This is a genomic window from Nitrosospira lacus (assembly GCF_000355765.4).
GTDB classification, from domain to species: Bacteria; Pseudomonadota; Gammaproteobacteria; order Burkholderiales; family Nitrosomonadaceae; genus Nitrosospira; species Nitrosospira lacus.
Window position 1 is genome coordinate 2,283,808 of sequence record NZ_CP021106.3, and the last position, 24,892, is coordinate 2,308,699.

Here is a 24,892-nt window from a genome sequence, read left to right on the forward strand (position 1 = left end):
GTCAGTGTCCGCCGTGAGGGTTGGAGGCGGGGCGGGTGACAGGGCTGCCGCTTGAAGGCTGGATGGGGTGGATGCGAACGATGACATACTCCCCATCCGGTTCCTCGGCCATCTCAAAAGCAACCTTCTGGCCGGGTTTCAACGAACGCAGCAGTGCCGGCTCCCTGGCGCGAAAATCCATGGTCATCGCCGGCCACTTGAGACTGGCAATCGGACCGTGTGCGATCGTTACCGTCGCGTGCGCCCAATCTATCGCTTCAATGCTGCCGTCGCCGCGATGTCTTGCCGGTGCAGACGCGGATGTGCCGGATCGGGACTCGTCCTTATCAGGCGTGGGATCAGGAACGTTGTGACCGAAGCTGCCCAAAGCCGCCTTGAGATTGCTCTCCGCATCAATCAGAAAGTTCGCGCTGACCACCACTGCTTCTCCCGCAGCAAGCCCTCCCAGCACTTCGACGTAGCCGTCGGCGTGCATGCCTGGTTCTACCGTACGCGGCTCGAACCGGCCCTCGCCGAGCGCTACCAGCACCAGCCGCCGTGTGCCGGTGTCGAGCACCGCCGAGTCCGGCACGGCAAGCACCTTATCTTTGCTGTGAGATGATGCAAACTCCACCCTTCCATACATGGCGGGCTTGAGCAGACCCTGGTCATTGGGTAGCTCGATACGAACTCTGGCGGTGCGGGTTTCCGCCGTCACCGTGGGGTAGATGAACGTGACTCTGCCGCTGAATATCTTGTCCGGATAGGTATCAATCCTGATCGTGGCGCTCTGTCCCCTATGCACCATGCCAAGATCCTGTTCGAACACGTCAGCCAGCATCCAGATCTGGGATAAATCCGCAATCTGGTACAGCACTTCTCCGGGCATGAAGCGTTTTCCCTGGATGGCGGGCTTTTCCAGCACGACGCCGCTTGCCGGGGAACGCAACGTGACATGGTGGCTGACCTTTCCCTCCTGCCGCAGCGCCCGTAGATCAGTTTCCGAGATGTCCCAGTTACGCAGCCTCTGCAAGGCACTCTCGGCCAGGTGCTGCATACTGCTGAGAACCTCCGGGCCGCCATCCTCGACCGACTGCAATCCTCTTCTGGCGATGAGATACTCATGTTGCGCCGTATCCAGTTCGGGACTGTAAACATCCATCAGCGCGTCGCCTTTTCTTACTGCCTGGCCGGTGGTATTGACATAAAGCTGCTGAATCCAGCCTTCGAACTTGGGTGTTACGGTGTATAGCCGCCGCTCGTCCACCTGCACCGTCGCCACCGCCCTCACCGTGCGGATGAGTTCGCGCAGTGTTGCGATCTCGGTCTTCACCCCCAGTTTTTGCACTTTTTCGGTGCTGATCGTCACCACCACCGGGACGCCGGAGGGAGATTCTTCGCCCTCATAGACCGGTAGATAGTCCATGCCCATCGGATCTTTTTTCGGCATCGGGGAGGTGTCCGGTTGTCCCATCGGGTTGCGGTAATAGAGAATCCTGCCCTTCGTCTCCCCCTGCTTCGCGTCCTGTGGCGTTGAAGCCTCGGACAGGCTGGGCGACGCGGGAATCGAGGATGGGGATTTGGCGCTGCCCCACCAATACCCGGCGGCGACGGCGGCTACTGCCAAAACGATCACTGTTATTAATTTGGTGATGGTTTTCACAGAGCCTCCTCTGAAGCGGGAAGGCTCATCGGCGACTTTCCGATCAGTAAATCGATTTCCGCTAGCGCCTTGTTGTAGCCCGCCATGGACGTCACCTGACTGATTTCATAGTTGAATACGGTCATCTGGCTATCAAGCAAGGTCAGAAAATCGACCCGATTGACGCGATATGCGGCCAATGCTGCTTCAACCGTAAGCCGGGCCTGCGGCAGAATAGTGGTCTGATAGAGCCGTGCCGATTTCAGGCTTTGCTCGGCCATCGCCGCCTGCTGGCGCAGACTGGCGGCCACTTCATTGCGCTGCGCCTGGTACAGGCTCTGGGCCTGATCACGTATCGCCAGGGATTCCGCAACACGGGGAGCGAGCTTGTTCTCGCGCCATACAGGCAGGTTGATCGCCATGGTCAGGCTGACCATGTCGGCACGCCGCGTACCATCCAGCATATTGTCGCGCTGGCCATACGACAGGCGCACGTCAAGGTCGGGGTAGTAATTCTTGCGGGCCAGATCCAGCGCTTTTTCATTGCGTGCCACGATGCTTTGCAGCGCCAGCAATTGCGGACGGCGTGCCAGCGCTGTTTCGCGCAATGATTCGAGATCCACATGCTCTTCCCGCAGTTGCGGCGGTTCCGGTACGGGCGCCGCAACGGTTGCGTCGCGGCCAAGCGCGCGGATGAGTTCAGCTTCGATCGCCGGCCGTTCGCGTGCGAGCCTGAGCAGCTCGTCCACCATCCTGGATACCTGTGTCTGGGCCTTCAAAACATCAGCCTGGCTGCCCCGCCCCACCGCGTAGTGGTCCTCCGCGATGTGCAGGAACTCCTCCAGGATCAGTTTGTTCTTTTCCGCCAGACGGGTCATTTCGAGCGTAAGTCCCAGATCGAAGTAAGCGGTCTTGATGTCGCGCACCACGCGATTCACCGTTTCCTGATAGCCAAAACTGACGCTCTGCGCATCGCGAGCCGCAACATCCTTGCGCAAGCCACGTTTGCCAGGGAATGGCAGGCGCTGGGACAGACCGATCATTTTCATGGTCATGTCTTCGCGGTTGAAAGTCGAAGATGCCAGCGGCGCGTTGATCACCCCCGCTTCGAGGACCGGATCATCGAGCGCTTCCGCGGGCGCTATGCGCTGGCTGGCGGCATCGCGTTGCCGTAGCGCGGCCTGAATTTCCGGGTTATTCTCTAGGGCTTCCGAAATAAGGGAAGCAAGTAGAGGAGAATTATCGGCATTTCCCATTGCAGAGGCCTTCGGGAGAGCAGCCGCGAAAGTCCGCATACCTGCTTCCGCACGGGCGTTACCTGGAACTTCAGCTTGCACATTTACTGAAACCATCGCCCCGGCAAGCACTAGGGCAACGGTTTTGCTGCGGATCAATGCGAATCTCCCTTTACAGGAGCCTGCTTCCGGAATTTCACGATGACGTAATCTGAACCTGATTTTTCCAGGAAGAATTCCACTGCATCGCCTTCCTTCACATGATTGGCCAACCCGCGCTCCTTGAGGCGAAAAGGCATGGTCATTCTCGGCCAATCCAGTGCGGGAATAGGATCGTGATCTATCTTTACCGTGGCTTTGGCCTGATCCACATGCAGCACGATTCCCTTCGCAGGAATGGGATCCGCAGATGTCGCGCTTCCGGATACACCTGCAACGACTGTGCGCTCGTCTTTTTCCAGCATGGGTTTTTGCTTCGGGGAAAATCGCTCATCGGGAACTGCCACCTCGGACTGAATCGAGAAAGCAGCCGGCGCCGGATCGGCCGATGCCGGCTGAATGATCTGGCCCGCGAGTATCGGAGCAGGTATGGATGCGAGTACCAGCCCCCAGTGCAACATGACAGAGAACGGAATATTCATTCTGACCTCCCAAAAAATTTGTAACCGCCGCGATACCGCTTCAGCAATGGCCGGATAGCGGTTACCGCTTACGCACCTGTCAAACCTTGCACCGCAAAGGGCGCTGCGCTCGGATGCAGGTTTAATAAAAGTTAAAAACGATTGTTTGCCCTTGTTACAGGCGGATTTCTTCTGTCGAAGAATTAAGCGAGAGGGGGATGTTGCGGCTGCTGAAGAATGGCTGAAGTAAAGCGGGAATCAAAAGCGATGGCGTAAGAGGAGCCACCGCTGAAAATCAGGGAGGCATACGTTGTGGGAAGCAGCGTGCTGAAACTTGCATAGCAAGGGAGGCTCTCACATGGCAGGCTGGATGTCATGTCACCGGATGCTCTGTCTTTCGAAAACTTTTCATCGCCGTCATCGTGAAGATCGCAAGGGGCGGTAACGGCTGGGATATCAAGACTGGCGCCCATTTGTTTCGCCTGCACGCACAACGGCATGATGGCAGCGATCGCGCCTTGCAGCGGGAGCCACAGCATGATTAAAACCAGTAGAAGTTTTCGTCCGGACACCATGATTGGCTCAGTATAGGTGACTTTTCCTGTAGAGGGCAAGCTGCCTGTAAGAGAGATCTGTTTCGATTTAGTTCCGGCGCCGCCGCCAGCACCTGTTCAAATGGTAGATCACTCCACTCGGGATGGGTAAGGCACAGCGTAATCCATCAAAAATCCCGGCCGACATGGCATATCAAACCCTGACCGGATATCGACGCGATCGCAGATTGACAAAGTGTAAAAACAACTCAATGATAGGTCACGCGTTGCTTCAGCGAGTCGCCGAGCTCAGCCATAAGGGGGAAAAAGCAGCGGGAAGTAAACAGGATCAGTGAAAAACAGGGCAAACAGGAGGCCAACATGCAAGGCATATTTCTCAAATTCTTTGTGAGTGAATACCGGGAGCACAACGGCATACTATTGTACGAATGGCTACTGGAGCGTGCGAAAAAAAGCGGCTTTCACGGCGGCACGGCCATACGCGCGATAGCCGGGTTCGGGCGGCACGGCATACTGCACGAGGAAACGTTTCTTGAGTTGGCGGCGGATCTTCCTGTGGAAGTGAGTTTTGTCCTGAACGAAGAGGAAGCCAGACGCTTTCTGGAGTTATTGGAGGCGGAAAATGTGGATCTGTTTTACGTTAAATTCCCTGTCGAGTACGGATTCCTGCCGGAGTGACCAGCACTCTCCTCGTTTCGCACCCATACCGTGATACTCGAACGCCGGGTGAGCGACCATTAAAACACAAGGTGCAATAAGCAAAATACATTGCGTCGCGTGAGAATTTCCTCACTCTATTACTGTGCCTTGCATCCAGCCAGCATCCATTTTTCACCCCCCTTCACGCAACCAGGATAATAGTCTGCCGATTGCCAGAAAATGGCCTCACGCGGCACACCGCCCCGTGGAAACCGGTAACCCGAAAAAACGCAGGGTGCGACAAGCGTGGCGCATTGCGCTGCATGAGAATTTCAACCTGTAAGATCTTACAGCTATCCCGAAACTTCGTTTAATTATCTAATGTCACGGCCAAGTCACATACGAACTGTTTAATTGCAAGCACGAAGTACGGCGCCGGGCGGCATCGCTGGCGCCGCCTGCCTTATGCCTCACAAATCACACTTTAGGGGTATTAGTGATATCCGGTGGTGTTCCGAAGAAATCACCGCCTCCAGTTGACGGGACAGGCGCGCTCGATACGCAACAACAACCATCACAAGGCTCTTCCCATGCAAAATAACAAATCGCGGTCTTTATCCATGTCTCGCCGTGAATTCCTGAAAACAACGGCCGCCGCTGCTACCACCATGGGTGCGGCCGCCCTTCCGTTTAGCAAACTCTATGCCCAAGGGCCCGCAAAGTACCGGCGCATGAACATTTCAAGCCCGGAAGCAAGACGTACCATCGAGAGCTACAAAAAGGCAATCCGTGCGATGCTCGCCCTGCCTCCGAGCGATCCGCGCAACTGGTATCGCATTGCCCTGACCCATACGATGGACTGTCCCCACGGCAATTGGTGGTTCCTGGTATGGCATCGCGGCTACATAGGCTGGTTCGAGCAGATTTGCCGGGAACTGAGCGGCGATCCGGCCTTTGCACTCCCTTATTGGGATTGGACCGAGAATACAGATCCGCGAAAGCCATTCCGGCCAAGCGTCCCTGCCGTCATGTTCGAAGATGTGCTTACGCCTACCGATTCCGTCTACATTCCCCACTTCAGGGAATTCCAGGCCCGCTACCGGGATGTCATGGCGAAGGCGGATTATTGGAAGCGTATCTACAAACCCGATGGCGAATTTGACGATGCAACCCAATACGGCCAACTCCTCGCTCGCGGCATCCGTACGCCCGATGACCTCTGGTTTGACATCATCGATGACCCCAGGGGAACGTTCTTTTTTGATCAGGCCCATGCGCGCGGCCTGACAAAAGCGAAACCTGGGTTCGATGGCAAAACGGCAAAGGCTGTTTCCTTGCAAACACTGCTGGATGCGCTCGCACCACGTGATTTTCTCACTTTCGCCAGCCCCAAAACAATGGGACACAGCGGGTTGACCGGCTTCGGCGTTCTCGAAGGACAACCGCATAACAGGGTGCACAATTGTGTGGGGGGCATCTTTACCGAGGCAGGCGGGAATACCACTGACAGCGGCGGCTTCATGCAAGCCAACCTGTCGCCCGTCGATCCCCTCTTTTTCCTGCATCACTCGAATATAGACAGGCTGTGGGACGTATGGACCCGCAAGCAACAGGCACGTGGATATCCTGTTCTGCCGGAAGGATCGGATTATGACGCGTGGTCCGCGGAGCCGTTCCTGTTCTTTGCCGACTCGAAAGGACGGCCGGTGATCAAAACGACCGCCGGCGATTACGCCACGATCGGCGATTTCAATTACGATTATCAGCCAGGATCGGGTGAGCAAGTGGTGCCGCCGGTTCTCACTGCCGGAGCGCTCAAGGCGAGGGCGGTTACCCGGATCGAGCGTTTCAGCGCGCAAATTACCCGCCCGACGGCAAATGCCACCGGGACAGCGAGCGGCGCGGTGATGATTCCGCCCGCGCTGCTCCAGGGGCGAATGGAACCAGAGGCGCCAAGGCTTTTTGCACAGGTTACGATTGCCCTGCCTCCGCTGGCGCACGGCCACGACTTCGCCGTTCTGGTCAACGCCCCGGCCGGCGCGACCGGGGCCGATCCATCAAGCCCGCACTATGCGGGCACGCTCTCGATGTTCGGTCATCACCTCGTGCATGCCCCCGTCACCTTTACCGTACCATTATCGGGTACGATTGCCGCGCTGCATGAGGGTAAGCTCCTGCAAGCGAATGCGCCGCTGGATATCCGGATCGTGCCGGAGCAGATGGCCCTGCCTCGGGTACTGGCCGCAAAGCCCGGCATGAAAGCAAAGGCCGAAGTCCTTTCCATCGTAGTGGAAGCGCATTGACCGGGAAAACCATGTACGGACGGCGGCCTAGCCTTGCATCAATCATTATGGTATTGGCATTTTCGGCCGCATGTGTAAGCTGCACGAAGGCTGAAGGTGATTCCCAGCAGGGTGTGATCGAGCTAGCGATTACCCGTCCCGCGACCCCGCAGGAGGCGGTATGGGTACAGGTCCGTGCGGGCAACCTTCCGCGCGGGACGGAGATCCGTGTCAGCACACGCAAAGGAATACTGCTCGGTACCGTCTCGCCTTTCGGCGGACCGCCGGGGCAAGAGGCCATCACGCACACAATTCCCCTTCCCCAAAGCGTCATCGTAAATAACCGCGTGCAATTGCGTCTTACGGTCGATGCACCGGGCAAGCCCGCACGTTCGCCCCAACCGGGCGAGGTGGAAAGCATCAATCTGGTTTATGTGCCGATCAGCTTCTAGCAGACTGCCAGGAAACAAGCGCCACCCGGGTTTGTGATGATTTTTCTGAACCTGCTATTGATCCAACAGGAGGATTCGTGTCTTTAACCTGAATTCGGTAGTTGGACGAGGTGAAGTATGCTTTTTGTGGGCGCAGGGCAAGGCGTGACGACGCGGAATGGCCGTTTCATTCCAAGAAAGCTGTAACGCAGCCATGTTCCGCAAAAACTGTGCAATTCACCCTGAAGCGGCCTCACCCAGAAGATGAGAGTCAAATAATATGAAATATTTTTATTAATCATTATCACTGACCTATTAAATGAGCAATCAACTTGAAGAGGGTTGAGATAAATACTACAGGGTTAATGAGATAAACGGGAAGAACAAAAACTATACGGGAAGAAATGGGAAAGGAAAATAAAAAAGCTTTGCAGCGAATGAAAATAAAAACAGCTACCGGTCGGCAGGAGGGAAATTGAATAAATTAGGTTGGCGTAGCGCCACCTCTTCCAAGCGAACCTTTTCGATTATACGGTAGATCCACTGAATGGACACATCATGCTTTTTGGCCAGCGCACTATGGTTGCTACCGTTAAATTCTGCGTAGATTTCACGGTCTCGTTTTGATAGATTTCTAATCATACCCTTAGGGAAATAAATCAGCTGACCGCCCCAGATGTGAGCCATTAGATCCGCGACAGCCTGCCCCACTTCGATTGCTTTCTCATCACTTACGCCGCACAAAGTCCTGGTGGTTTCGGCCACGTGAATCACAAGGTCAGACAAAAGTTCAGCGTTCTTGCTGGCTGGATCAACAGTCATAGCTTGTTTTCGTGACATCAAACGCTCTCCTGCTGAATTCTATCGAGCCATTTCTTAAGCGTCTCGATAACATGAGCAGCTTCTTTAACGTTGAGCCACTGCAGCGCTTCCCTGCGGGTAACTCTCTTTACATAAGCCGCCAGTGCCCGTTCTGACGGGTCTCGTACGATACCTTTTTCATGTAATGACAACCAAAGCGCACGGATCATTTTTGATTGAGGATCGTCAGCAAGCGGGCGGGATTGCTTCGCCTTACGTGACGGCCTATTGGTCCATCCATGAGACTTGAAATGATCCAGCACATTTTTTCTACCAGCCCAGTCCAGATCCGAAGCCGATTTCACCCGCGCCACCGTCCACAGCATGCTGCGGTACGTTTCATCATCCAGGCCGAGCTGCTGCTTAGCTATATGGATCTGCGCAAGCTCACGTTTACGGATATCGTCGGCGCGGGCGGGTTTCATATGATGAGGAATAAAGTCAGCCGAGAACGTTGTAACCGCGACCGCGCAGACAATTGATGATCATCTGTTTCTGATTTTCGGCTACGTTTGTTACGCCTCCCACACCACCTGCCAGTGCGCCAAACCCGGCATAACCAGCGCTGTGCCCACCTCCCGCCACCAGATTGAGAGCGGTTCCTACGAGCGCGCCCCCAATCGCACCGCTCGCGGCGCTGGAGCCCTGGTCACCTGCATTTCTCGCATATTCCTGACACTCAGCCAGATCCTTCCCGTGATTAGGCCCGGCATTGTCGACCACTGGTGAATAGTCTGGGCCACTGGTTGGCCGTGGCGGCGGGACATAATAATTTGGTCCGGTTAAATTCAAGCCACTACAGCCGGTCAAGATTACTGATGCAGCTATCAAAACAGCGATCAATTTCATGATTATTCCTTAGTATTATTGTTGAAAATGTATGCCAGTCTTCGACAACGATAACGGCTAACAGTGCTTATTCTGAACCTGTTCCGCGAAAGGCATTTTTCCAGGTAAAAAATGGAGCCTCGCAGTAAGCCAAAGCGCGATTTTCGTCATCAGCGATGCGAAATTTGCACTTGCCGCCAGCCAGGAAAGCAAGCCGACCCGCACTCGCGCGCACTTCCGGCTCATGCTTTTCAGGAAAAGAATGCAGCACGTCGCGCCAACTGCCCTTGAGATTGACTTGTAGCTTCATGCGCGCACCAGGCCATTGAAACGCTCCAGGAACATAGCTTTTGCGCCCGACGGCGAACAGGACCAAATCTTTTCGGTTAAAGGGTCGATGCCCGCAATCAGCGACCACTCATCATCATGAGCGGGCATCAGGTCACGCTGCTCTGTTGCTAACATGACTAGGTCTGCCTGTTTGACGCAAGCAGGCAATTCCAGCGGCAACCCGAAACGCTTGAATATTGCCTCCTCCACACGTTTTTCAATCGCTTTGTATTCTGGTAGCAGCTGCTTAAGTGGCCGGGTCATATCCCCTACATAAGCCTCTGCCGCGTCGTGTAGCAGCCCAGCCAGGGCATGCTGGGCAGGTACGATCATACTGACGTACCAGGAATGCTCGGCAACCGAATAGAAGCTGCTGGTATGCCCAGTAAAGCGACAAAGATTGGACAGCGCCGTGGCAATATCCTCAATCTCTATCTGGCTAGGCTCTGGCTCCAGATAATTGAAATAATGACCACTCCTTGTCAGGATGTCCGGGCGGATCTCCATCACGCCACCACTTCCCGCTCGAACGGTGTAATCACGAAATCCTCGATATCAGTTACCACCTTAATACCTGCCACGCCGCGCACTTCATTCGGCGCATTGAGGATTGCATCTTTATTGATTTCCTCTTTTGTGCGCACGAACTTGCTAAAGCCCAGGCGTTTCAAGGTTTCGATCACGGTTTCGACGCCACGCACCGAAACACTGGCTGGGCGCTTGCGCCATTGCACTTCACCGGTAATTAGATTCGCCGTTTTGACCCGGCCACCGTTTGTCAGCTCGCTCCGATGCGCCTCGCAATAGCCTTGGACACCATCCTGCAACGTTTTGAGCTGCTCGTTGAGGGCATCCAGCCGGGGCTGGAAGTTGTGTGTGATCGCCGCGATCGAATCGTTCATTTCCGCAGATGAGCGGGCTAGCTCACGCTGCACGTCGCCAATTTTCCGGATATCGGCAGCGGCATCATCTTTGGTTTGCGGCACATAGACCTGTGCCGGGGCTTTAAGTCTGGTGGCGGTTTTAGCCATTTTTGTGTCTCCTCTTGTGGTTAATCGTTAACGAGCGTGCCATTCCGTATCGCGTGGTCCATCCACCACTGGACTCTCGTCTTTTTTTCTTCGATTTCGCGAAACGATGTGGACCTCTTTAGAATGCCCCGTTCCTCCAGCATTTCAACAATCGCCAGGACATCATGAAATTCTTGTGCAATGCGCTGAGCGTTCGTAAGGTCCTGGCCTGGCTCGATCTCGCCCATACCAAAGCGAAGGGCTTTAGAAACGCGATGCTGCACTTCCGCGCATTCCTCCGATAAACATGTCAGCAAGTGCTCTGATGTGTTCATTTTTATGTCCTCAGTTTCATCTGCCCGATCAAATCAGGCAGCGGCATCTTGCGCAGGGCGGCTTCAAGCACCAGGCTATGCATGGCGCGGCCGCGTAGAAATTTGCATGTTTCTTCCAGATCCTCGGCGGTTTCTGCCATGTAATACCCGGTTCGCGGAGTACCGCAGACCGCATAGCCTTCTTCCCGCAGTTGGCTGACGTGAAGGCGCACCATGCGCGGATTTACCCCCACCAGCGTCGATAACTGTTTAACGGAGATCCCGCGCCCCTTACCGATATGGTTTGAGAGCGTGAAAAGGACTTGATTAGGTGTCGTCATCGTTACCTCTTGACGTGAATTTGCCGAGCTGCTGTTTGACGGATTGCGGCATTGGCGATCGCTGCGGAGCCGGTTCGGCGCGGTCCGGTTCTTTCCCGATCTGTCCACCTATCGCGGTCCTGCCAGCTCGCCGATCCTCTGATTTTGCTTCCGCCTTAGCCTCGGCCTTGTCGGTGTATCCGGCAATGATGGTCAGTAAATAGCCGTGCCCTTTCAGCGGCAGGGTGAGCTTGTCGCGCTTGGCCAGCATCTCCTCAATGCCTATGCGCCAGGTTTCCGTGGGAGCTGCCCAAATACGCCCATTGCGCTCAATCTTGCCTGAGCTGATCATCGGCAAAAGCTCATTGAGAATCGTATTTACCCGGTCGAAAGAGAGCTGACGCTGCGCTGGCCGGAACAATGCAAGGTATTGCACTATCAATTTGCCGAGCGGTGCAGGCAGCTGCAGGGCGGTTATCACCGCTTCGCGCGCGCCTTCGGTGCCGATCACTGTATCAAGGCTCATGGCACTACCGCAGGATGGGCAACTCAGGCGCACAGATGGCTCTCGCTTGACATGAAATTGATCAGCAGCTGCGTTTGTTCGAGATCTAGCTCGATCGGCTCGGTGGCTAGCCCGAACAGCATGATCGTTTTATCTGACGTGCGCGCGAGGCGGAAACGAGGTGGGGCAAGAGTATCCATCCCGATTCCCGCGCAGGTTGGCGATGATTCAGGTTGCTTGATCATATTGCTGGCATCAGCGACATGATCTGCGGGTGTTGGCTTCATTGATGTGTCTGGTAATGCATTAGGGAGCTTGGCGGTTTTCCTGCGCCGATCCGACAAAAGTTCTTCCCGAGTTACACCTGGGGCGAGCGAATAAATTTTATTGCTGTAATCCCCATCGACGACAATCAAACCGAGATCAATGTGGTTTTTAATAAAGGGTCTGACCGAGGATGCGTGGGATGCCGCGATCAGTTCTCTACCTGTTGCCTTGCCCCTCTCAGCAAGCAGTTCCAAGATGACCTGCGCTTTGTTTTTTACCGGTTCCATAATGTGTTCCTCGCTTTGTGGGATTGAGTTATCCGCTTGCGCTGTCGGCTTGTATTCAGCCGAGATTAGTTTCTTCGGATTGATTGTGAACTGCTTGAAGGACATTTTTGCAGGCATACCAGTCGGCCACACGACAACATACGTCAGGCAATCGCGCGTGATTGTGGCGCGGTTAATGGCGCGAGCATCGAAGAGATCTTGCAAAACCTCCATCAGAGGCAAGGCCGGGATTCCGGTTTTTTCGGTTAGTTCACCAAACGACATCGGTAATTGCGCGCTACGGCCATTGAGGCATCCGAGAATTAGATCCTGCTGAGTCATCAATGCACCCTCTCCCTTGCGCTTGGCATCACGCGCACGTATTTCTCAATGGTCTCGTCTACCACTTTAACCAAGGCATCCTGATCAGGTGACATGCGTGCCGCGACAATCCTTGCAAGCTGCCCCATTCCGCTCGCCAACGCGTACCGCGTAACATCCAGCTGCTGGGAAAGCATGGTCGCTTTCCCATTCGCTTGCGCCAGCGCTACATGGAGCCCCGGTTCTGCCAGTGCGATCTGAATCAGGGCGATAACGGTGGCGCTGGAAGCGTTATATCCCTCTTTAACATGTTTTCTGAGCAATTCGAGGTCAACACCATTCACCACCACGGCTGTCATGATGACCCCCCCGGCACAGCCGGGCGGCTGCGCATCGAGCTTCCATAACCGCTTGTGGCGGCATAGATACAACGCAGCGCTTCCGGGTTTTTCCCGCCAAGGATGCGGACGGTAGACACCAGCTTCTCGCCGGCCTCGGCAGCCGGACAGGTCTCGGATAGACGTTCGATCTCGCTGACTAGTCGTGCAATTTCCCGACGCTGATCGTGGTCACGATTTCTGATAACCGATAGGCCACCAAAAAAGATTGCGATGCCAACGATAATAAGTAAGCCGATGACGCCGATGGCTCGCCCAGGATGCTGGGGATCTGGTGACTGATACCATGTCATGATGTCCTCCTGATAACCCATTCGATCTGGACACCTTCGACGGACGCCGCCATTGTGGTTTCCTCTCCATCGGCAGACCGGCTGTATTTGATCTCGGCCGCATCCAGTGCGATCGGTGCGTTAGGGGTTGGTTGCTTGATGATGATGCGAGCGTTGCGGTTACCCGCGATCACGCTTAGCACCACAAACCCATGACGAGCAAGAGTTATGGCGATACGCTTCGCACGAGTTAGCGCGTCCATGACGCCCTGGTTGTGCTGGCCAATAGACGGCGTGGCGAGGACTAACTGCACTGTCATGATGTCCCCCCCAATCTTTTGGCAGACTTCCAGGCGCCTAGCCAGGTGTAGCAGAGGCCGCTATCGCGCCAGAGACGGTATGCGAGTAGTAGTCTGGTCATGGTCAGCTCCTTATAGGGCCTTGACCAAGTCAGCGTTTATTCTCGGCGCGCCAATTTCGGCGCACAGATTCATCGCTTTCGTGGTCAGATTGTTGATGATCAGCGGATAAATCATGCTGACGGCGCCAGAGTTGCTGCGGGCGGGGCGCGTAAGGCGTGCACGCATGGCGTCAAATGCATCAGCCTCACAAATGTCTTGCAGGTCTTTACCCACGCGTTTGAATTTCAGTGCGAGGTAGTTTTCCAGGTGGGCATTGAGCGGCATCAGTTCGGCAATTTCACAGCGGCGAATCACTTCACGCGCCTCGTAGTTCATCCGCTCATCCAGCTTGTTCTTGAGCTCCGGCTGGCCGACGAGGATGATGGAGAGCAGCTTTTTGAAGCCGTCTTCCAGCTCCCAAAACCGCTTAAGGTATTTCAGGGTTGAGACCGACAGGTCGTGCGCCTCCTCGATCAGCAAGACGTGTGTATTACCCGCTCGGCTGGAGTCGGTGAGGATACGTTCCACCTGCCGTGCTTTTCCTTCCAAGCTGCGGCGCGTCTTTGTGCTGGGGCGCATATCGTCGATGATGGCCTCGCAGATCGAACCCGCAGTGAGCGTGCCTTTATCGATCAGTCGCGGCTGAATTACGATGACTGGATGGCTCTCACGCTGCACGCGGTCTATCAGGTCGCGCCGCAAGACGGTTTTTCCAGCGCCAGACTCACCCACCACGGCCAGAAACCCGCCGTGCCTGGCTGTGGTGAACATCGCTTCGCGGATGTAGCGCTGATCGGCCGACAGGAAAATATCATCCGCGCTCTGCACGTCATCGGTAAATGGATCGCGGAAAATTTTGAATTGTGATTTGGCTTGAGCCGATAGCATTACGACCTCCAAGGGTTCGATATCGATTTGGGGAATTGCCGGTAGAGTCTGGCCTGTTCTGGCGCGAACACGGGTCAGCTGCGGTTGAGCTTTCGGCGCAAAGTCCCACAGCGTGGTCAGAGTGGCCTCAGGCACACCGCGGTCCCGCAGCATCCTTTCCGTTGCGGTGACGATCGCTTCGCGCGGCGTCAGCTTCGGCCACAATCCCCAGTTAATGATGTGAGAGGCGCCGGTCCTGGAAAGGGCTTTGCCATGACTTTGCATGATGGCATCTGCCCATCTGGGCTGAGGTATGCCGTATTCCAGTAGCACCCATTTAAGGTTGATGGGCTTAAAGCTAAGTTCAGTTTTAGGAGCGGTTTGTGACATAGCCGCCTCCACTGATGAGTGTTCCCTTGATAGTCATGCTAAAATTTCCTCCGTAGTTCAGTTGTTACAAAAAACGGCAGGTCTTGAAAAATTCTGCCGGGTCATACACCGGCGAGGCTGCAACCTCGCCGGATATCTCTACACCGCCCTTAGGCGCGCAACTCCAAGCGTTTCCTCAGCGACTCCGGCGCGCAGCGATGCCGCCAAGCTCATCAGATCATCCTCGGGCACGCCGTCCGGATACAGCTCCGCGATGCGCTGGTTTTCCTCAATCGTGACTGGCCGACCTAGCTCTGTGCGCATGCGCATGGCGGCCTGCATTTGCGTCAGCGGCCGCACTACTATTTGAGCGGGGTTAGGTATATCCATTGCCGTGCCTTGGCGCGGCAGGTAGTACGGCTGGGGCGAATCGTCGATATGTTTGTATGGATCGATGCGGCCACCGAACGGCAGCGCTTTTTCTTTACGGTTGGCTTGGGCGGCGTCAGCGGTATCGGCATCCATAGCCAGCCGCTCGATTTCATGAGCGGCCTTTTGCGCGTCGGTATCGGCACGGCGCTTATATGATTCGCCAATAACCGGTGCGCCGATCGGGAATCCATGTGCGTCCTTTTGCACCGCCTCAATCACCTGGAAGACTTCATGACCATCCTCCCCAGTGAGCACTACCTGGGCGGCGCTTGCCCGCCACGGGTTGCGGGCGATCAGCAGCTTTTCGCCGACCATCACGCCCGGAACAGGGGAAACGTCGTATGTCTGGCCACGGAATGACACGGTCAGATGGTTGGATACATCGCGTTTCTCGGGATCGGAACGGGCCAGTTCCCGGCAGATTTCCACGGATGGAGCAATGCGGTACTGATCGGCCGCAATCGCGCACCAGGAGGCGTAGCGCGATTTCCCGGTGCGGGTATGGACGGACGTCGCGTTGAATGCGCGCATCCACTGCCAGGCAATACCGTTGAGTTCTTCCAGTGAATTGGCCCGCCGCAGCTTCAGTCCGGATTCAAACTGGCACTCAATGATGTTGTGCGCCTGTTCCACCTGCCCTTTTGCACGCGGGTTTCCGGGTTTGTTGATCAGGACCCGCACCGACAAGCTCCGGCACAGATTGCGGAATATCGCGCCGGTATTTGCACTGCCGGGGTCGAGCATGACATCGAACGGCACGCCGGAAAAGGGATCGTGCTGGCCGCGTTTCTGCATCGCGTTAATGAAAATGTTGCAGAGATTCTGGCCGGATTCCGCCCCCAGGACGTACTCGACATAAATAGCACCGCTTGTATGGTCGGTCACGGCATAGCGCCACACACGTTCGCTCTCGATCTTTTTGAGATTGGCGGGTTTGTTTTTGTAGAAATCGTTAGCAGCCATGACTTGCAGCCCAGCGTCATGTTCCGCCGAACGCAGGTAATACAGCACGCAAATGGAGGCGTCGATCTGCCAAACGTGATTCGGATGCTTGGATGCCATTGCAATGGCTGGTGCGGGCGCCAGCAAGGTATCCGGATGCAGGTTGTAAGCTCGCAATCCGCGCGCGATCGCGGCGATCGATAGCGGCATTACCTCGCCTGTCTCTGCATCCACACGTTCGCAGCGGATCTCATTATTTGCCCGTAGGATGCGCACTGCATTTTCGATACTCATCAGGCGCTTGTTGTTGCGCCGCATGGATTCGATCAGCAGCGCCGATATCATCTTTGCCTCGTCAATGGTCAGGGCGACCGCGCCGGCATCGGAGCGCTGCTTGCGCGCTGGCTTCATGGTTACTTCCTTGATCTTTCGTAACAGAGTTGCGCGCGACAGGCCGAGCTCTTTCATGGCAGATTGATAGATCCATTCTTTGGTGCCATGCCCGGCTTCGCGGGCAGCCTGCCCCACCGAAACCAGCCGCTCTGTCAGCGCCGCGCTCATTTTCCGGTGACAAACTCGGGCACTTTGATTGACTCGAAAGCCTTTTCGATTTGTTCGTCGGCATCAGACCTCATCCATGCCGGAACCGGGTTACCATCGGCGATCAATTTGATGTTGAATTCGCCGCGCATGGTGGCGATGGCGAGTGCTATCTGCGACAGCAACCCGACCATGAATTCCTCATGCGACACCTCGTTCTCGCGGCCATGCTCAGTCAGCGCAGCAAATGCCGGGCGCAGGGCACCGAGGATCGCGGCCTCGGCCGTAAAAGCATGTTCGCTTGCTTCCTTGCGCAAGTCGGAAGCTATTTCGTCCGGTGAGGCAATCTCAACCCGGCGAGTGAGCTTGTGGATGGTTTTATCCTGGTCGTCGATGATCCGATTCTTGTTTTCCAGGACTTTGGATTGCGCCTGATAGTTGGCTTCCAGTTCGGAAAGTTGCTCATCCTTCCTTTGATTGCGCGCCATTATTTCTTCGGCGAGGTCCAAGAAAGCATCTTTGTCACCGGTTTTGGCAACCGCTGCCAGCGCGTCTTTTTGATCTTCTGGCAGCTTGCGGTATTGGCGCAGTTCGCGGTAACCCATCCCAAGTAAAGTCAGGCTCTCCATTGCATCCTGGCCGAATACTCGAAGATTCAATAAATCCTCATCGACCTTATTTGCAGAGGTGCCAATCGCGCGGCAGAAACCATCCCAAGTCCCGACAGTCGGGATTCTTTCTCCATTACGATCTAAAGCGTTAGTCCCTGATAATGCGCGATAAAGTTTGTTTTCCTTGATGTATTGCAACTTGCTCAAACCCACGACCGTCGTGAATTTTGAGATTGCCGTCGCCATACCGATCTGTCCGACCATCTGGTTCACTAAATCGCGCTCCTCGGAATGACTGCTGCCGATATTCGCGATCCTTTCCTCCTGGATCGTAAGGGCATGACCTGCCGGAATTGGATCGTCAATCCCAATGTGATCAGGTGTTGGTTTCTGATGCTGTACTCTTGCCATGTATTACTCCTGTTAATGTGCTTCGCGCGAATAGCGCTGTTCGATTTCACCGGCGCGGCGCCGGACTTCATCGAGGTGACGAGAAAACGATAAGCCGATCTGTATCAACTTCGGACCAAGGCGCCAGCGGGTGGTATCGTGCGGCAGCTGCTCGGCCAAGCCCAGTTGCTGAAGCACACTCAAATCTCGCGTGATGTTGCCAGGGCTGGTGCGTAGCGCCTTGGCCAGCTCGCCAGGGGCGACGCCGCTGAATTCATTTCCGGCAAGCAGCATCATTACTTTGTAGCCGCGCGTCTGTGCATCGTTCTTGTACTGGCGATCTGCCATTACTCCTCCTCGGTAACAAAATCGAATTCAGGTTCCAGGTGCTTGCCCACATTGCCGCGATGCCAGGCAGCTGTTTGCATATGGTCGGTGATGGCATTCAACGTCTCGTTAGCATCGGCTTTGCCAGCATAGAAATCCGCCAGAAGCGCCATAGTTTTAGAAAAGCTGCCATGCATCTTGAGCAGATCAGCGTCTTGCAGGCTGCGCCCCGATGGAATCTTGACGGAAAGATTGCCCTGGGCGTGGGTAAGGTGATCACTGATGAAAGTGCAGCCACAGACATGTTCGTAGGATTGCACTAAGGACAGATGCATCTTTCCGTTTCCGAGCCAGGAATAAAGATTGTCGGCGCTGACGCCCATCCGGTCCGCGATGCGTTCCACCGACAGATTGCGTTTGGCTTTGGCGTAGTCCTTGCAAAGCCGCATGGCTTCAAGCGTGTTGCGAGGGATTATGCGATTCCAATTCCGGGCCATTTTTCTAAATCCGGTTCGATGAATAGTTAGAAACAAAAACCAGTTTTCCGCCTATGCAAACGTTTTTCACGGGCGCAAAATGCCGACCATCAAATTGGTGACGAGGTGTTAACATGGCGGATAACGAATTCAATGAGCTGGCCGGACGTATAGAGGCAATAAGCACGCTTGTATTGCACGCGATTGCCGATCTGGAGATGAGTGAGTTCATTGATGGCCAGGGATTCACGAAGGGTATGCGTCAGGTTGCTGAGGATCTGCAATTTCCACAGCCTCATCTGGATGCAACGCGCCGTACGCTGCTGGAGCTGGCTGGTGCGCTGGATAGCGCCAGGATGAACCGATAATTGGTTGATTCAAGGGAAAGCCAAGGTGATCATTACAGATTCTCATGCTGCACTCTTTTGTTTGGGGGTTAAGCGGAAAGGCGCTCTTCGTCTGGTTTGAGACCGAGCTTCACGGCGATTTCATGCGCTTTGCCGTAATGGCATTTGGCTTGGCCGTTTAGCACGCGGTACACCTCGTTACGGGTGTAGCCGTTATCCTTCGCCCAATCGGTGAAGGTGACGCCGCGCTGACGAAAGCGATGTTTAACGCGATCTGTTGGGCTCATGCTCGGGTTCCTTGATGCAAACATATTCAATTAATGATGTGGTGATTATTGCAGAATAATGCAATAAGTCAATAGTGAGAGTGCAGAATAATGCAACCTTTTTATGAGCGGCTGATTGAGGAACGAAAGAGGCTTGGTCTCACCCAGGACGAAATGGCGCATGAGGCCGGCGTTGCAAAGCGTACTTACTGTAACTATGAAGCCGGAATCTCTGCACCGACGGCAGTGCAGCTCGGCGTCATAGCTTTGATCGGGGTGGATGTTCAGTACGTTATGACCGGTAACCGCCAAACCGCGATCAGCCTGGAGCAAGAGCGCGCGGGGTATGTGGTCGAGGTGTTGAGCAAGGAAGAACAAGCGCTGCTGGACAACTACCGCAATTCTCCTCCAGAGGGTAAAACTGCCATCAAAGCGGTCGGCGTTGCGGTCGCGAAATCTGATAAAGACAAAGCGATAGAAAATTATGAAGGCCCCGAGAAGCGGGTAGGTGAACGGCGTCAAGGAGATCGACGCCAGAAAAGCGCATAGCTGCCATCAAGTTTAAACCGCATTAAAAGACCCTCTCTGTCATACCGCATATCCTCGCGATATGCGATCAATCAACCTCATAGTAATTCACTGCGCGGCCACGCCTAACGGCAGGTCCATGTTTCGCTCTGTCCCTGGCAGAGCCGTCAGCATGACGCCGGTGGAAGTGCTCGATGAAATGCACAAGGTGCGCGGCTTCGCACGCACTGCCGGGTTTCGTGCGCGCCAGAATCCCAATCTCACTAGCATTGGTTATCACTTCATCATCTACACGAATGGCACGGTCGCGACCGGGCGCCATCTTGATGAGGTCGGCGCGCATGTACAAGGCTTCAATGCCAAATCCATCGGCATCTGCATGATCGGCACGGATGAATTTACGGTGGTGCAATGGAAGAGTCTGGCGGGATTGGTTAATGCCCTGAATGAAACTTATCCTGATGCCCGTCTCTGCGGCCATCGAGACCTGTCCCCGGATCAAAACAAAAACGGAATCATTGAGCCATTCGAGTGGCTCAAGATCTGCCCAGGCTTTGATGTCGCAGCATGGCTGAATAACGACATGGAGCCATTCCCCCAAAACGTTTATTCGCCATTATGAGCACCGACATCGGGACGCCCGATTGCAAATGCTGGTGGCGCAGCAGAACCTTGTGGTTTAACACCCTGATGGGCGCTTTGACCGCGCTTGAAGCCAATGTTGCCCTGGTTCAGCCACTTGTGCCTGGGAATGTGTATAGCTATTTCGTGCTGGTGCTCGTCATCGGCAATTCCGTCCTTCGCATCGTCACCACGCAGGCGCTTACAAAATGATAGCAAGCCCATATTTCTGGATCGCCCTCCTGGCGGGTGCGCTCGCGATCAGCGGCGGCTCGTATTACTACGGCGGCAAACATGCCAGGGATGCCGCCAAGGCCGCGCAATTCGTCGAGCTTAGTGACGCTGTGGGTAAAGCCATTGCTAAGATCAAGACGATCACTAAAGAGCTCGATAAATATGAAGCCACCCGAGAAAAAGTGCGCGTGGTGTACAGGACCATCAAGGAGAAAGCAGATGCCAATATCGATAAAAACCCTGGTTACGCTGAGTGCGGTCTTGATGCTGACGGCTTGCGCCTCTACAACGCTCGCCCCGCAGATATTGAATCAGGCGCCCCCATCCCTGACAACTCCGTGCCCGGATCTCCCCCCGGCGTCGGACGGGAAGCTGTCCACGATCCTGAAGAACAGCATCGAGAGGGCTGAGCTCTATTATCAATGCCAGGCACGTCAGGCAGTGTTGGCGGACTGGGCAAAAACGATTACCAGCGAGTAAAGTTTATTCATCTTCAAGCAGAGGAAAGTGATATGAAAACCAGATTGTTGCAGCTCCCAGCCGTCCTGTTAATCGGGGCACTGTCACTCACCGCCCAAGCCGGTGCGCTATCGGATTACCTTGAAAATAAAATAATTGATTATGTGTTTCGAGGCCAGACATTTACCGCGCCTACTACCACATACTTTGCGCTGGCCACCACGTCTGGCAATGATGCTGGCTGCGGCACGGAGGTAAGCGGCGGAAGCTATACGCGGGTGGCGGTGACATCAAGCATGGCTAACTGGGCTGGGACTCAGAGCGCGGGTAGTACCACCGCATCGAGCGGCACGGGTGGAACCACCAGCAATAACGCCACCATCACTTTCCCCGCGCCCACAGCCAGCTGGGGCACGGTGGTTGAGTATTGCGTTTTCGATGCATCCACGGCGGGAAATCTGCTATTCCGGGCCGCCCTAACTACCAGCAAGACAGTCAATAACGGCGATGCCGCGCCATCATTTGCGGCCGGGTCGTCTACGCTACAGATCGATAACTAGGCGCCTGAATGCCAATCGTATCCAGCCAGATTATTTCCCAATCTGTCCAGGTTGACGGTCGCACTGACGTTTTGGAGCGACACACGGATCACAATGGAGTAGATCACGATTGCCCCTATACTGCGGCTGTCGGTCTGGATATTAATGTGGTTATGACGCTTCGCGCCCAGAATATAGGGGCGCGGATTGATATGCTGGAATTGGCCGAAGCCGAGGCTAACAATTTCGAATTGTCACTCTCACAAGTGGAGTTTCTCAAGCGATTCACGCAAAAGGAGCGCACAGATGTAAATGTGGCAAAGCGGACTGATGCAGAAGTAGAGGACGCTTGGAATTTCGTTATGGCTGCCAAAAATGGAATCCACCTTAGAAACCCATTAACGATAGGAATGCTTGCCCTGCTGGAAGCCAAATTACTGCTTGATCCTGGGCGCAAAGAAATTATAGGGGCGCCGTAATGGCGGATTTCCTTCTTCGGTCTACCAGTTCAACCGAGAGGCAGAATTCAACCGCATATGCCTTAGGGGATCGAATTGTCATCGCGCGCGCTGACGCGCAGTCCGGTTTTGCAAACATGCGGAAGTATGTTTACGAGTGCACCACTGCCGGAACTACAGCTGGAAGCGCGCCAATTTACCCGACGACACCTGGCGGGACTGTAAGTGATGGCTCTGTAGTATGGACGTGCCGCGAGTGCCAAACATGGGCAAATGCGGCGCGGTACGCTGATTATATTGCCAATAACCGCATGGCTGCGGGAGACAGGCTATTCGCCTCGCAGGCGCATGCGGAAACCAGCACGGTCTCCTTGACTATTACGTTCCCAGGAACAGTGACAAACCCTTGCTATTTTCTTTGTGTCGATGATTCGATTGGCGGAAATTCGCCAACAACCGTTAGCACTGGGGCGTCAGTATCGAACTCGGGATCGGTCACCCTATCTGTGAATGGCTCTGTAATTGGGTATGGCGTCGCTTTCACTTGCGGGTCCGGTAGCGGTAATCTCAGCCTTAATCAGACCGCGAATATCCAAGAGTGGACATTATGCGATTTTGTTCTTGGGGCCAGTGCAACGCAGCTTCTGATACTCAGCGCATCTGGGAGCGGCTCAGTCTCAGCGGAAACTACACTAAATAATTGCCGTTACCAGTTTGGAAATACCGCCTCTCGTATCAAACCTTCCAATATAGTATCAATACAAGGTGGGAGCATAATATCTGGAGGCACCACGCCGACTTCTATATTCAGCCGCCCCACATCAAATACTCCGGTCAATCTTTCAGTCAGTGGTTTAGATTTTTCAAACCTTGGCTCAACGGTAAATCTGGTGGAGGGCGGGTCATTCTCCGGTAATAACGGCGCAATGATATTGCGCAATAGCAAATTGCCATCGAGTTGGTCTGGCTCCTTGCTATCAGCAGCCATCACGACTATCGGCTTCAATGTAGCCGCATATAACCTCGATTATGCCGACACCAATTACTCGGTATGGCTGGAGGACTATTCGGGATCGGTAAGACACGATACTGCACTGTATCTCTCCGGCACTGACGGGATAAAGTTGAACGGTGCTGCCGTCCCCCTTTGCTACAAAATGACGGCATCGGCAAATGTGATGCCTTTGGAGGGTCTGTGGAGAGTGATCGTCAATGAGGTCACAACCTCGCAAACAGCAACGTTGGAAATAATCCACAATGAAGCAGCCGCACTGAACGATGGGGAAATTTGGCTGGAGCTGGAATATCCGGTAACGGGTGGCAGCGCACAATTCGCGCGACTGACTGATAAGTCAAATCTTCTGGCCACTCCAGCCACGCAAACTACATCCTCCGCTGATTGGGATGACGGATTAAGCGAGCGAGCAAATTCAACTGTGTATGCGGTCGGCAATATTATTAAATCTTCGGGATCGCCCGGAAGCGCGTTCATCTGCACCGTCTCGGGCACAAGCGCAGGAAGCGTGCCTGGGGGCTATACGAGTGCCGCTGATGGAGCGAGCATTACGGATGGGTCGGCAACATTTAAAGCCATGCGTCGGCAGAAACTGCAGGTGCCATTTACCGCCGCCGAGCAGGGTGTGATAAGAGCACGTGCTGTGTTGGCAAAATCCAACGCCGTGGTATGGGTAGCCTCTAAACTAGCGGTGGCGTAATGGCACGGCAATACGTCGTCGATGGCCTTCTGATTCAAGAGTCCGGGACTCGGCAATATGTTGTCGATAGTCTTCTGATTCAGGAAACGACGTCGGCAAATGGTGCAGCCGCATTAGCGGGCGACGCTCAAGTGGTGGCAGCAGCCACTGGCGTGCTGACTACAGAGATCAAACTCGTCGGCGCAAGTCTGTCCGTCGCTACTGCTGCGGGAAATTTAACCACGCAGATCCCGCTCGCCGGTGTGGCTGTCGCCATAGCTCAGGCAGCTGCCGGACTGTCCACACAAATTTCACTTGGCGGCAATGCCGCAGCGGTCGCCGGGGCATCCGGAGCTCTAGCAACCGCTATCCCATTGGGGGGGCAGGCGACAGGTAATGCCGTCGCGGCCGGCGTACTGGCAACTCAGATCCGCCTGGGCGGCGTGGCGGTGGCGCAGGCGATGGCGAGCGGGGATCTTGCTGGCGGCGGAGCGCTGGCCGGAGCTGCAATTGCTACCAGCGCTGCCGCCGGCAATCTCACGGCACAGATCAGATTGAATGGCGCGGCGGTGGCGGCAGCCGCCGCAGCGGCCGGGCTGTCCACCCAGATCAATCTGTCAGGCAATGCCCATGCAAGCGCGACTGTTGTCGCAACGCTTACCACCATTATCCAGCTCGCAGGTGGCGCGTTGGCGGTGTCTGGCGCCGTCGGTACGCTGATAACGGCCATACCATTGACAGCGGCCGCTCTCGCGACTGTGATCGCCACAGGGGAGCTGACGGTTCCAATATTGCTGGCGGGCAATGCTTTGGCCGTGGCAAGCGCAACCGGGCAACTGTCTGGCATGAACCCGGAATACAACCCGCGATATGCTGTTCATGCCGTCGAACGGAATTTCGAGACCAGTCATACCAAGCAGTACGTTGTAAATTATGAGGCGGGGCTGCAATGAGCGCTGTGTTGTGGCCTGAGAAAGATCCTGCCGAGGAGTTGTGGCTCACGTTCAATTACGGACCTGCGCTCACTGTAGGCGAGACTGTCTCTCTCGTAAACATGTCCGTCCAACTTAAGGCCGGTGTAGATGCATCACCCTCGACCTTTATCTCTGGGATGGCCGTGGTCATGGGTGACGGCAAAGTGCTGCAGTTTGCGCGGGCGGGCGTTGATCAGGCCACATATCTGGTGAAGTGCGTGGCCACTACATCAAGTGGCCGCAAGTTGGTTTTGGCTGGCAAGGTGCCGGTGAGGGAGATTGCATAGATTGTCAGGAGCGCACCGAAGAGCAGCGCCATTAATTAACTCAAAATTGATACAGC

At 55.0% G+C, this 24,892-nt stretch carries 37 protein-coding genes; 13 read left to right on the top strand and 24 right to left on the bottom strand.

The features are described 5' to 3' along the window. Position 1 precedes the first annotated feature (1 nt). The 4 genes from EBAPG3_RS10290 to EBAPG3_RS10305 all read right to left on the bottom strand — a co-directional run bounded on the left by EBAPG3_RS10290 (position 2) and on the right by EBAPG3_RS10305 (position 4,015). Positions 2 to 1,642, bottom strand: a complete 1,641-nt coding sequence (locus EBAPG3_RS10290) for an efflux RND transporter periplasmic adaptor subunit (protein ID WP_004177759.1) — start codon at positions 1,640 to 1,642, stop codon at positions 2 to 4. Continuing rightward, positions 1,639 to 3,015 carry a TolC family protein gene (locus EBAPG3_RS10295; RefSeq protein WP_004177758.1) on the bottom strand — a complete coding sequence of 459 codons (1,377 nt, stop codon included), beginning with the start codon at positions 3,013 to 3,015 and terminating at the stop codon, positions 1,639 to 1,641. The genes EBAPG3_RS10290 and EBAPG3_RS10295 overlap by 4 nt, the downstream gene beginning before the upstream one ends. Then, a complete protein-coding gene (locus EBAPG3_RS10300; protein WP_004177757.1) occupies positions 3,012 to 3,497 on the bottom strand; it encodes a copper-binding protein in 486 nt (161 codons plus the stop codon). The genes EBAPG3_RS10295 and EBAPG3_RS10300 overlap by 4 nt, the downstream gene beginning before the upstream one ends. Before the next feature lie 182 nt (positions 3,498 to 3,679). Beyond that, a complete protein-coding gene (locus EBAPG3_RS10305) occupies positions 3,680 to 4,015 on the bottom strand; it encodes a hypothetical protein (RefSeq protein WP_004177756.1) in 336 nt (111 codons plus the stop codon). Between the two features lie 375 nt (positions 4,016 to 4,390). Between EBAPG3_RS10305 and EBAPG3_RS10310 the strand changes: the two genes are divergently transcribed. The 3 genes from EBAPG3_RS10310 to EBAPG3_RS10320 all read left to right on the top strand — a co-directional run bounded on the left by EBAPG3_RS10310 (position 4,391) and on the right by EBAPG3_RS10320 (position 7,403). Further along, on the top strand, positions 4,391 to 4,708 hold the full coding sequence (locus tag EBAPG3_RS10310) for a DUF190 domain-containing protein (protein ID WP_004177754.1): 318 nt from the start codon (positions 4,391 to 4,393) through the stop codon (positions 4,706 to 4,708). 551 nt (positions 4,709 to 5,259) lie between these two features. Next, complete coding sequence (locus tag EBAPG3_RS10315) at positions 5,260 to 6,972, top strand: tyrosinase family protein (RefSeq protein ID WP_004177751.1); 1,713 nt, start codon at positions 5,260 to 5,262, stop codon at positions 6,970 to 6,972. Between the two features lie 113 nt (positions 6,973 to 7,085). After that, positions 7,086 to 7,403 (top strand): hypothetical protein, encoded by a 318-nt coding sequence (locus EBAPG3_RS10320; RefSeq protein WP_161493790.1) that lies wholly within the window; start codon positions 7,086 to 7,088, stop codon positions 7,401 to 7,403. Positions 7,404 to 7,835: 432 nt separating this feature from the next. On the opposite strand, the gene EBAPG3_RS10325 is transcribed toward EBAPG3_RS10320, so the two are convergent. The 18 genes from EBAPG3_RS10325 to EBAPG3_RS10410 all read right to left on the bottom strand — a co-directional run bounded on the left by EBAPG3_RS10325 (position 7,836) and on the right by EBAPG3_RS10410 (position 18,450). Beyond that, complete coding sequence (locus tag EBAPG3_RS10325; protein WP_227869197.1) at positions 7,836 to 8,222, bottom strand: Mor transcription activator family protein; 387 nt, start codon at positions 8,220 to 8,222, stop codon at positions 7,836 to 7,838. Continuing rightward, positions 8,222 to 8,668 carry a gp16 family protein gene (locus EBAPG3_RS10330; RefSeq protein ID WP_004177745.1) on the bottom strand — a complete coding sequence of 149 codons (447 nt, stop codon included), beginning with the start codon at positions 8,666 to 8,668 and terminating at the stop codon, positions 8,222 to 8,224. The genes EBAPG3_RS10325 and EBAPG3_RS10330 overlap by 1 nt, the downstream gene beginning before the upstream one ends. A 16-nt stretch (positions 8,669 to 8,684) precedes the next feature. Beyond that, positions 8,685 to 9,092 carry a glycine zipper family protein gene (locus tag EBAPG3_RS10335; RefSeq protein WP_051048989.1) on the bottom strand — a complete coding sequence of 136 codons (408 nt, stop codon included), beginning with the start codon at positions 9,090 to 9,092 and terminating at the stop codon, positions 8,685 to 8,687. Between the two features lie 67 nt (positions 9,093 to 9,159). Continuing rightward, positions 9,160 to 9,381, bottom strand: a complete 222-nt coding sequence (locus EBAPG3_RS10340) for a hypothetical protein (protein WP_004177739.1) — start codon at positions 9,379 to 9,381, stop codon at positions 9,160 to 9,162. Further along, the gene (locus EBAPG3_RS10345; RefSeq protein WP_004177736.1) at positions 9,378 to 9,908 is read right to left on the bottom strand and encodes a hypothetical protein; all 531 of its coding nucleotides are present in this window, start codon (positions 9,906 to 9,908) and stop codon (positions 9,378 to 9,380) included. Before EBAPG3_RS10345 ends, EBAPG3_RS10340 begins: the two co-directional genes overlap by 4 nt. After that, positions 9,908 to 10,432 (bottom strand): host-nuclease inhibitor Gam family protein, encoded by a 525-nt coding sequence (locus tag EBAPG3_RS10350; protein WP_004177735.1) that lies wholly within the window; start codon positions 10,430 to 10,432, stop codon positions 9,908 to 9,910. The genes EBAPG3_RS10345 and EBAPG3_RS10350 overlap by 1 nt, the downstream gene beginning before the upstream one ends. A gap of 20 nt (positions 10,433 to 10,452) precedes the next feature. After that, complete coding sequence (locus EBAPG3_RS10355) at positions 10,453 to 10,746, bottom strand: hypothetical protein (protein WP_040852198.1); 294 nt, start codon at positions 10,744 to 10,746, stop codon at positions 10,453 to 10,455. 2 nt (positions 10,747 to 10,748) lie between these two features. After that, positions 10,749 to 11,066, bottom strand: coding sequence for a helix-turn-helix domain-containing protein (locus EBAPG3_RS10360; RefSeq protein WP_040852197.1), 318 nt, complete (start codon positions 11,064 to 11,066; stop codon positions 10,749 to 10,751). Then, positions 11,053 to 11,571: a hypothetical protein gene (locus EBAPG3_RS10365; RefSeq protein ID WP_004177730.1), complete on the bottom strand. Its 519-nt coding sequence runs from the start codon at positions 11,569 to 11,571 to the stop codon at positions 11,053 to 11,055. Before EBAPG3_RS10365 ends, EBAPG3_RS10360 begins: the two co-directional genes overlap by 14 nt. 23 nt (positions 11,572 to 11,594) lie before the next feature. Beyond that, positions 11,595 to 12,425 carry a hypothetical protein gene (locus tag EBAPG3_RS10370; RefSeq protein WP_004177728.1) on the bottom strand — a complete coding sequence of 277 codons (831 nt, stop codon included), beginning with the start codon at positions 12,423 to 12,425 and terminating at the stop codon, positions 11,595 to 11,597. After that, positions 12,425 to 12,763, bottom strand: coding sequence for a hypothetical protein (locus EBAPG3_RS10375; RefSeq protein WP_004177726.1), 339 nt, complete (start codon positions 12,761 to 12,763; stop codon positions 12,425 to 12,427). The genes EBAPG3_RS10370 and EBAPG3_RS10375 overlap by 1 nt, the downstream gene beginning before the upstream one ends. After that, positions 12,760 to 13,095: a hypothetical protein gene (locus EBAPG3_RS10380; protein WP_004177725.1), complete on the bottom strand. Its 336-nt coding sequence runs from the start codon at positions 13,093 to 13,095 to the stop codon at positions 12,760 to 12,762. The genes EBAPG3_RS10375 and EBAPG3_RS10380 overlap by 4 nt, the downstream gene beginning before the upstream one ends. After that, positions 13,092 to 13,337: a hypothetical protein gene (locus tag EBAPG3_RS10385; protein WP_151898932.1), complete on the bottom strand. Its 246-nt coding sequence runs from the start codon at positions 13,335 to 13,337 to the stop codon at positions 13,092 to 13,094. The genes EBAPG3_RS10380 and EBAPG3_RS10385 overlap by 4 nt, the downstream gene beginning before the upstream one ends. Positions 13,338 to 13,505: 168 nt before the next feature. After that, entirely contained in the window at positions 13,506 to 14,744 is a 1,239-nt protein-coding gene (locus EBAPG3_RS10390; RefSeq protein WP_227869198.1) for an ExeA family protein, read from the bottom strand. A gap of 126 nt (positions 14,745 to 14,870) precedes the next feature. Continuing rightward, positions 14,871 to 16,646, bottom strand: coding sequence for a DDE-type integrase/transposase/recombinase (locus tag EBAPG3_RS10395; RefSeq protein ID WP_004177720.1), 1,776 nt, complete (start codon positions 16,644 to 16,646; stop codon positions 14,871 to 14,873). Further along, positions 16,643 to 17,647, bottom strand: coding sequence for a hypothetical protein (locus tag EBAPG3_RS10400; RefSeq protein ID WP_004177718.1), 1,005 nt, complete (start codon positions 17,645 to 17,647; stop codon positions 16,643 to 16,645). The genes EBAPG3_RS10395 and EBAPG3_RS10400 overlap by 4 nt, the downstream gene beginning before the upstream one ends. A 12-nt stretch (positions 17,648 to 17,659) precedes the next feature. After that, positions 17,660 to 17,974 carry an IclR family transcriptional regulator gene (locus EBAPG3_RS10405; protein WP_004177716.1) on the bottom strand — a complete coding sequence of 105 codons (315 nt, stop codon included), beginning with the start codon at positions 17,972 to 17,974 and terminating at the stop codon, positions 17,660 to 17,662. Further along, on the bottom strand, positions 17,974 to 18,450 hold the full coding sequence (locus tag EBAPG3_RS10410) for a hypothetical protein (RefSeq protein ID WP_004177714.1): 477 nt from the start codon (positions 18,448 to 18,450) through the stop codon (positions 17,974 to 17,976). The genes EBAPG3_RS10405 and EBAPG3_RS10410 overlap by 1 nt, the downstream gene beginning before the upstream one ends. Positions 18,451 to 18,563: 113 nt before the next feature. Between EBAPG3_RS10410 and EBAPG3_RS10415 the strand changes: the two genes are divergently transcribed. Continuing rightward, entirely contained in the window at positions 18,564 to 18,797 is a 234-nt protein-coding gene (locus EBAPG3_RS10415) for a hypothetical protein (protein ID WP_004177712.1), read from the top strand. A 68-nt stretch (positions 18,798 to 18,865) separates the two neighbouring features. Here EBAPG3_RS10415 and EBAPG3_RS10420 read toward each other — a convergent pair whose 3' ends face one another. After that, positions 18,866 to 19,063: a DNA-binding protein gene (locus tag EBAPG3_RS10420; RefSeq protein WP_004177711.1), complete on the bottom strand. Its 198-nt coding sequence runs from the start codon at positions 19,061 to 19,063 to the stop codon at positions 18,866 to 18,868. A 90-nt stretch (positions 19,064 to 19,153) separates the two neighbouring features. Between EBAPG3_RS10420 and EBAPG3_RS10425 the strand changes: the two genes are divergently transcribed. From EBAPG3_RS10425 to EBAPG3_RS10450, 6 genes are all read left to right on the top strand, one after another. After that, on the top strand, positions 19,154 to 19,591 hold the full coding sequence (locus EBAPG3_RS10425; RefSeq protein WP_004177709.1) for a helix-turn-helix domain-containing protein: 438 nt from the start codon (positions 19,154 to 19,156) through the stop codon (positions 19,589 to 19,591). A gap of 61 nt (positions 19,592 to 19,652) precedes the next feature. Further along, positions 19,653 to 20,192 (top strand): N-acetylmuramoyl-L-alanine amidase, encoded by a 540-nt coding sequence (locus EBAPG3_RS10430; protein WP_040852194.1) that lies wholly within the window; start codon positions 19,653 to 19,655, stop codon positions 20,190 to 20,192. Next, entirely contained in the window at positions 20,189 to 20,404 is a 216-nt protein-coding gene (locus EBAPG3_RS15205) for a DUF7940 domain-containing protein (RefSeq protein ID WP_040852192.1), read from the top strand. Before EBAPG3_RS10430 ends, EBAPG3_RS15205 begins: the two co-directional genes overlap by 4 nt. Further along, positions 20,401 to 20,835: a hypothetical protein gene (locus EBAPG3_RS10440; RefSeq protein WP_004177706.1), complete on the top strand. Its 435-nt coding sequence runs from the start codon at positions 20,401 to 20,403 to the stop codon at positions 20,833 to 20,835. Before EBAPG3_RS15205 ends, EBAPG3_RS10440 begins: the two co-directional genes overlap by 4 nt. Before the next feature lie 102 nt (positions 20,836 to 20,937). After that, on the top strand, positions 20,938 to 21,444 hold the full coding sequence (locus EBAPG3_RS10445; RefSeq protein WP_004177705.1) for a phage tail fiber protein: 507 nt from the start codon (positions 20,938 to 20,940) through the stop codon (positions 21,442 to 21,444). A gap of 8 nt (positions 21,445 to 21,452) precedes the next feature. After that, positions 21,453 to 21,902 carry a hypothetical protein gene (locus EBAPG3_RS10450; protein WP_040852187.1) on the top strand — a complete coding sequence of 150 codons (450 nt, stop codon included), beginning with the start codon at positions 21,453 to 21,455 and terminating at the stop codon, positions 21,900 to 21,902. 685 nt (positions 21,903 to 22,587) lie between these two features. Here the strand turns inward: EBAPG3_RS10450 and EBAPG3_RS10455 are convergent. Next, positions 22,588 to 22,869 (bottom strand): hypothetical protein, encoded by a 282-nt coding sequence (locus tag EBAPG3_RS10455; protein ID WP_040852184.1) that lies wholly within the window; start codon positions 22,867 to 22,869, stop codon positions 22,588 to 22,590. Here EBAPG3_RS10455 and EBAPG3_RS10460 point away from each other — a divergent pair. From EBAPG3_RS10460 to EBAPG3_RS10470, 3 genes are read left to right on the top strand one after another with little or no spacing between them, the layout of a single operon-like run. Next, on the top strand, positions 22,853 to 23,596 hold the full coding sequence (locus EBAPG3_RS10460; protein WP_085922020.1) for a hypothetical protein: 744 nt from the start codon (positions 22,853 to 22,855) through the stop codon (positions 23,594 to 23,596). The genes EBAPG3_RS10455 and EBAPG3_RS10460 overlap by 17 nt on opposite strands. Further along, a complete protein-coding gene (locus EBAPG3_RS10465) occupies positions 23,596 to 24,528 on the top strand; it encodes a hypothetical protein (RefSeq protein WP_004177692.1) in 933 nt (310 codons plus the stop codon). Before EBAPG3_RS10460 ends, EBAPG3_RS10465 begins: the two co-directional genes overlap by 1 nt. Further along, positions 24,525 to 24,836: a phage fiber-tail adaptor protein gene (locus EBAPG3_RS10470; RefSeq protein ID WP_040852180.1), complete on the top strand. Its 312-nt coding sequence runs from the start codon at positions 24,525 to 24,527 to the stop codon at positions 24,834 to 24,836. The genes EBAPG3_RS10465 and EBAPG3_RS10470 overlap by 4 nt, the downstream gene beginning before the upstream one ends. Positions 24,837 to 24,892 lie beyond the last annotated feature (56 nt).

Bases quoted from the DNA above. Each gene is read 5' to 3' on its own strand.
- EBAPG3_RS10375 (WP_004177726.1), bottom strand. From the start codon at position 12,763: ATGACAGCCGTGGTGGTGAATGGTGTTGACCTCGAATTGCTCAGAAAA.
- EBAPG3_RS10305 (WP_004177756.1), bottom strand. From the start codon at position 4,015: ATGCTGTGGCTCCCGCTGCAAGGCGCGATCGCTGCCATCATGCCGTTG.
- EBAPG3_RS10445 (WP_004177705.1), top strand. From the start codon at position 20,938: ATGAAAACCAGATTGTTGCAGCTCCCAGCCGTCCTGTTAATCGGGGCA.
- EBAPG3_RS10350 (WP_004177735.1), bottom strand. From the start codon at position 10,432: ATGGCTAAAACCGCCACCAGACTTAAAGCCCCGGCACAGGTCTATGTG.
- EBAPG3_RS10385 (WP_151898932.1), bottom strand. From the start codon at position 13,337: ATGGACGCGCTAACTCGTGCGAAGCGTATCGCCATAACTCTTGCTCGT.
- EBAPG3_RS10335 (WP_051048989.1), bottom strand. From the start codon at position 9,092: ATGAAATTGATCGCTGTTTTGATAGCTGCATCAGTAATCTTGACCGGC.
- EBAPG3_RS10425 (WP_004177709.1), top strand. From the start codon at position 19,154: ATGCAACCTTTTTATGAGCGGCTGATTGAGGAACGAAAGAGGCTTGGT.
- EBAPG3_RS10315 (WP_004177751.1), top strand. From the start codon at position 5,260: ATGCAAAATAACAAATCGCGGTCTTTATCCATGTCTCGCCGTGAATTC.
- EBAPG3_RS10465 (WP_004177692.1), top strand. From the start codon at position 23,596: ATGGCACGGCAATACGTCGTCGATGGCCTTCTGATTCAAGAGTCCGGG.
- EBAPG3_RS10410 (WP_004177714.1), bottom strand. From the start codon at position 18,450: ATGGCCCGGAATTGGAATCGCATAATCCCTCGCAACACGCTTGAAGCC.
- EBAPG3_RS10330 (WP_004177745.1), bottom strand. From the start codon at position 8,668: ATGAAACCCGCCCGCGCCGACGATATCCGTAAACGTGAGCTTGCGCAG.
- EBAPG3_RS10300 (WP_004177757.1), bottom strand. From the start codon at position 3,497: ATGAATATTCCGTTCTCTGTCATGTTGCACTGGGGGCTGGTACTCGCA.
- EBAPG3_RS10325 (WP_227869197.1), bottom strand. From the start codon at position 8,222: ATGTCACGAAAACAAGCTATGACTGTTGATCCAGCCAGCAAGAACGCT.
- EBAPG3_RS10430 (WP_040852194.1), top strand. From the start codon at position 19,653: ATGCGATCAATCAACCTCATAGTAATTCACTGCGCGGCCACGCCTAAC.
- EBAPG3_RS10440 (WP_004177706.1), top strand. From the start codon at position 20,401: ATGATAGCAAGCCCATATTTCTGGATCGCCCTCCTGGCGGGTGCGCTC.
- EBAPG3_RS10310 (WP_004177754.1), top strand. From the start codon at position 4,391: ATGCAAGGCATATTTCTCAAATTCTTTGTGAGTGAATACCGGGAGCAC.
- EBAPG3_RS10455 (WP_040852184.1), bottom strand. From the start codon at position 22,869: ATGGCTGCTGATAGCAAGGAGCCAGACCAACTCGATGGCAATTTGCTA.
- EBAPG3_RS15205 (WP_040852192.1), top strand. From the start codon at position 20,189: ATGAGCACCGACATCGGGACGCCCGATTGCAAATGCTGGTGGCGCAGC.
- EBAPG3_RS10360 (WP_040852197.1), bottom strand. From the start codon at position 11,066: ATGACGACACCTAATCAAGTCCTTTTCACGCTCTCAAACCATATCGGT.
- EBAPG3_RS10470 (WP_040852180.1), top strand. From the start codon at position 24,525: ATGAGCGCTGTGTTGTGGCCTGAGAAAGATCCTGCCGAGGAGTTGTGG.
- EBAPG3_RS10400 (WP_004177718.1), bottom strand. From the start codon at position 17,647: ATGGCAAGAGTACAGCATCAGAAACCAACACCTGATCACATTGGGATT.
- EBAPG3_RS10355 (WP_040852198.1), bottom strand. From the start codon at position 10,746: ATGAACACATCAGAGCACTTGCTGACATGTTTATCGGAGGAATGCGCG.
- EBAPG3_RS10420 (WP_004177711.1), bottom strand. From the start codon at position 19,063: ATGAGCCCAACAGATCGCGTTAAACATCGCTTTCGTCAGCGCGGCGTC.
- EBAPG3_RS10405 (WP_004177716.1), bottom strand. From the start codon at position 17,974: ATGGCAGATCGCCAGTACAAGAACGATGCACAGACGCGCGGCTACAAA.
- EBAPG3_RS10415 (WP_004177712.1), top strand. From the start codon at position 18,564: ATGGCGGATAACGAATTCAATGAGCTGGCCGGACGTATAGAGGCAATA.
- EBAPG3_RS10395 (WP_004177720.1), bottom strand. From the start codon at position 16,646: ATGAGCGCGGCGCTGACAGAGCGGCTGGTTTCGGTGGGGCAGGCTGCC.
- EBAPG3_RS10365 (WP_004177730.1), bottom strand. From the start codon at position 11,571: ATGAGCCTTGATACAGTGATCGGCACCGAAGGCGCGCGCGAAGCGGTG.
- EBAPG3_RS10450 (WP_040852187.1), top strand. From the start codon at position 21,453: ATGCCAATCGTATCCAGCCAGATTATTTCCCAATCTGTCCAGGTTGAC.
- EBAPG3_RS10340 (WP_004177739.1), bottom strand. From the start codon at position 9,381: ATGAAGCTACAAGTCAATCTCAAGGGCAGTTGGCGCGACGTGCTGCAT.
- EBAPG3_RS10345 (WP_004177736.1), bottom strand. From the start codon at position 9,908: ATGGAGATCCGCCCGGACATCCTGACAAGGAGTGGTCATTATTTCAAT.
- EBAPG3_RS10370 (WP_004177728.1), bottom strand. From the start codon at position 12,425: ATGACTCAGCAGGATCTAATTCTCGGATGCCTCAATGGCCGTAGCGCG.
- EBAPG3_RS10380 (WP_004177725.1), bottom strand. From the start codon at position 13,095: ATGACATGGTATCAGTCACCAGATCCCCAGCATCCTGGGCGAGCCATC.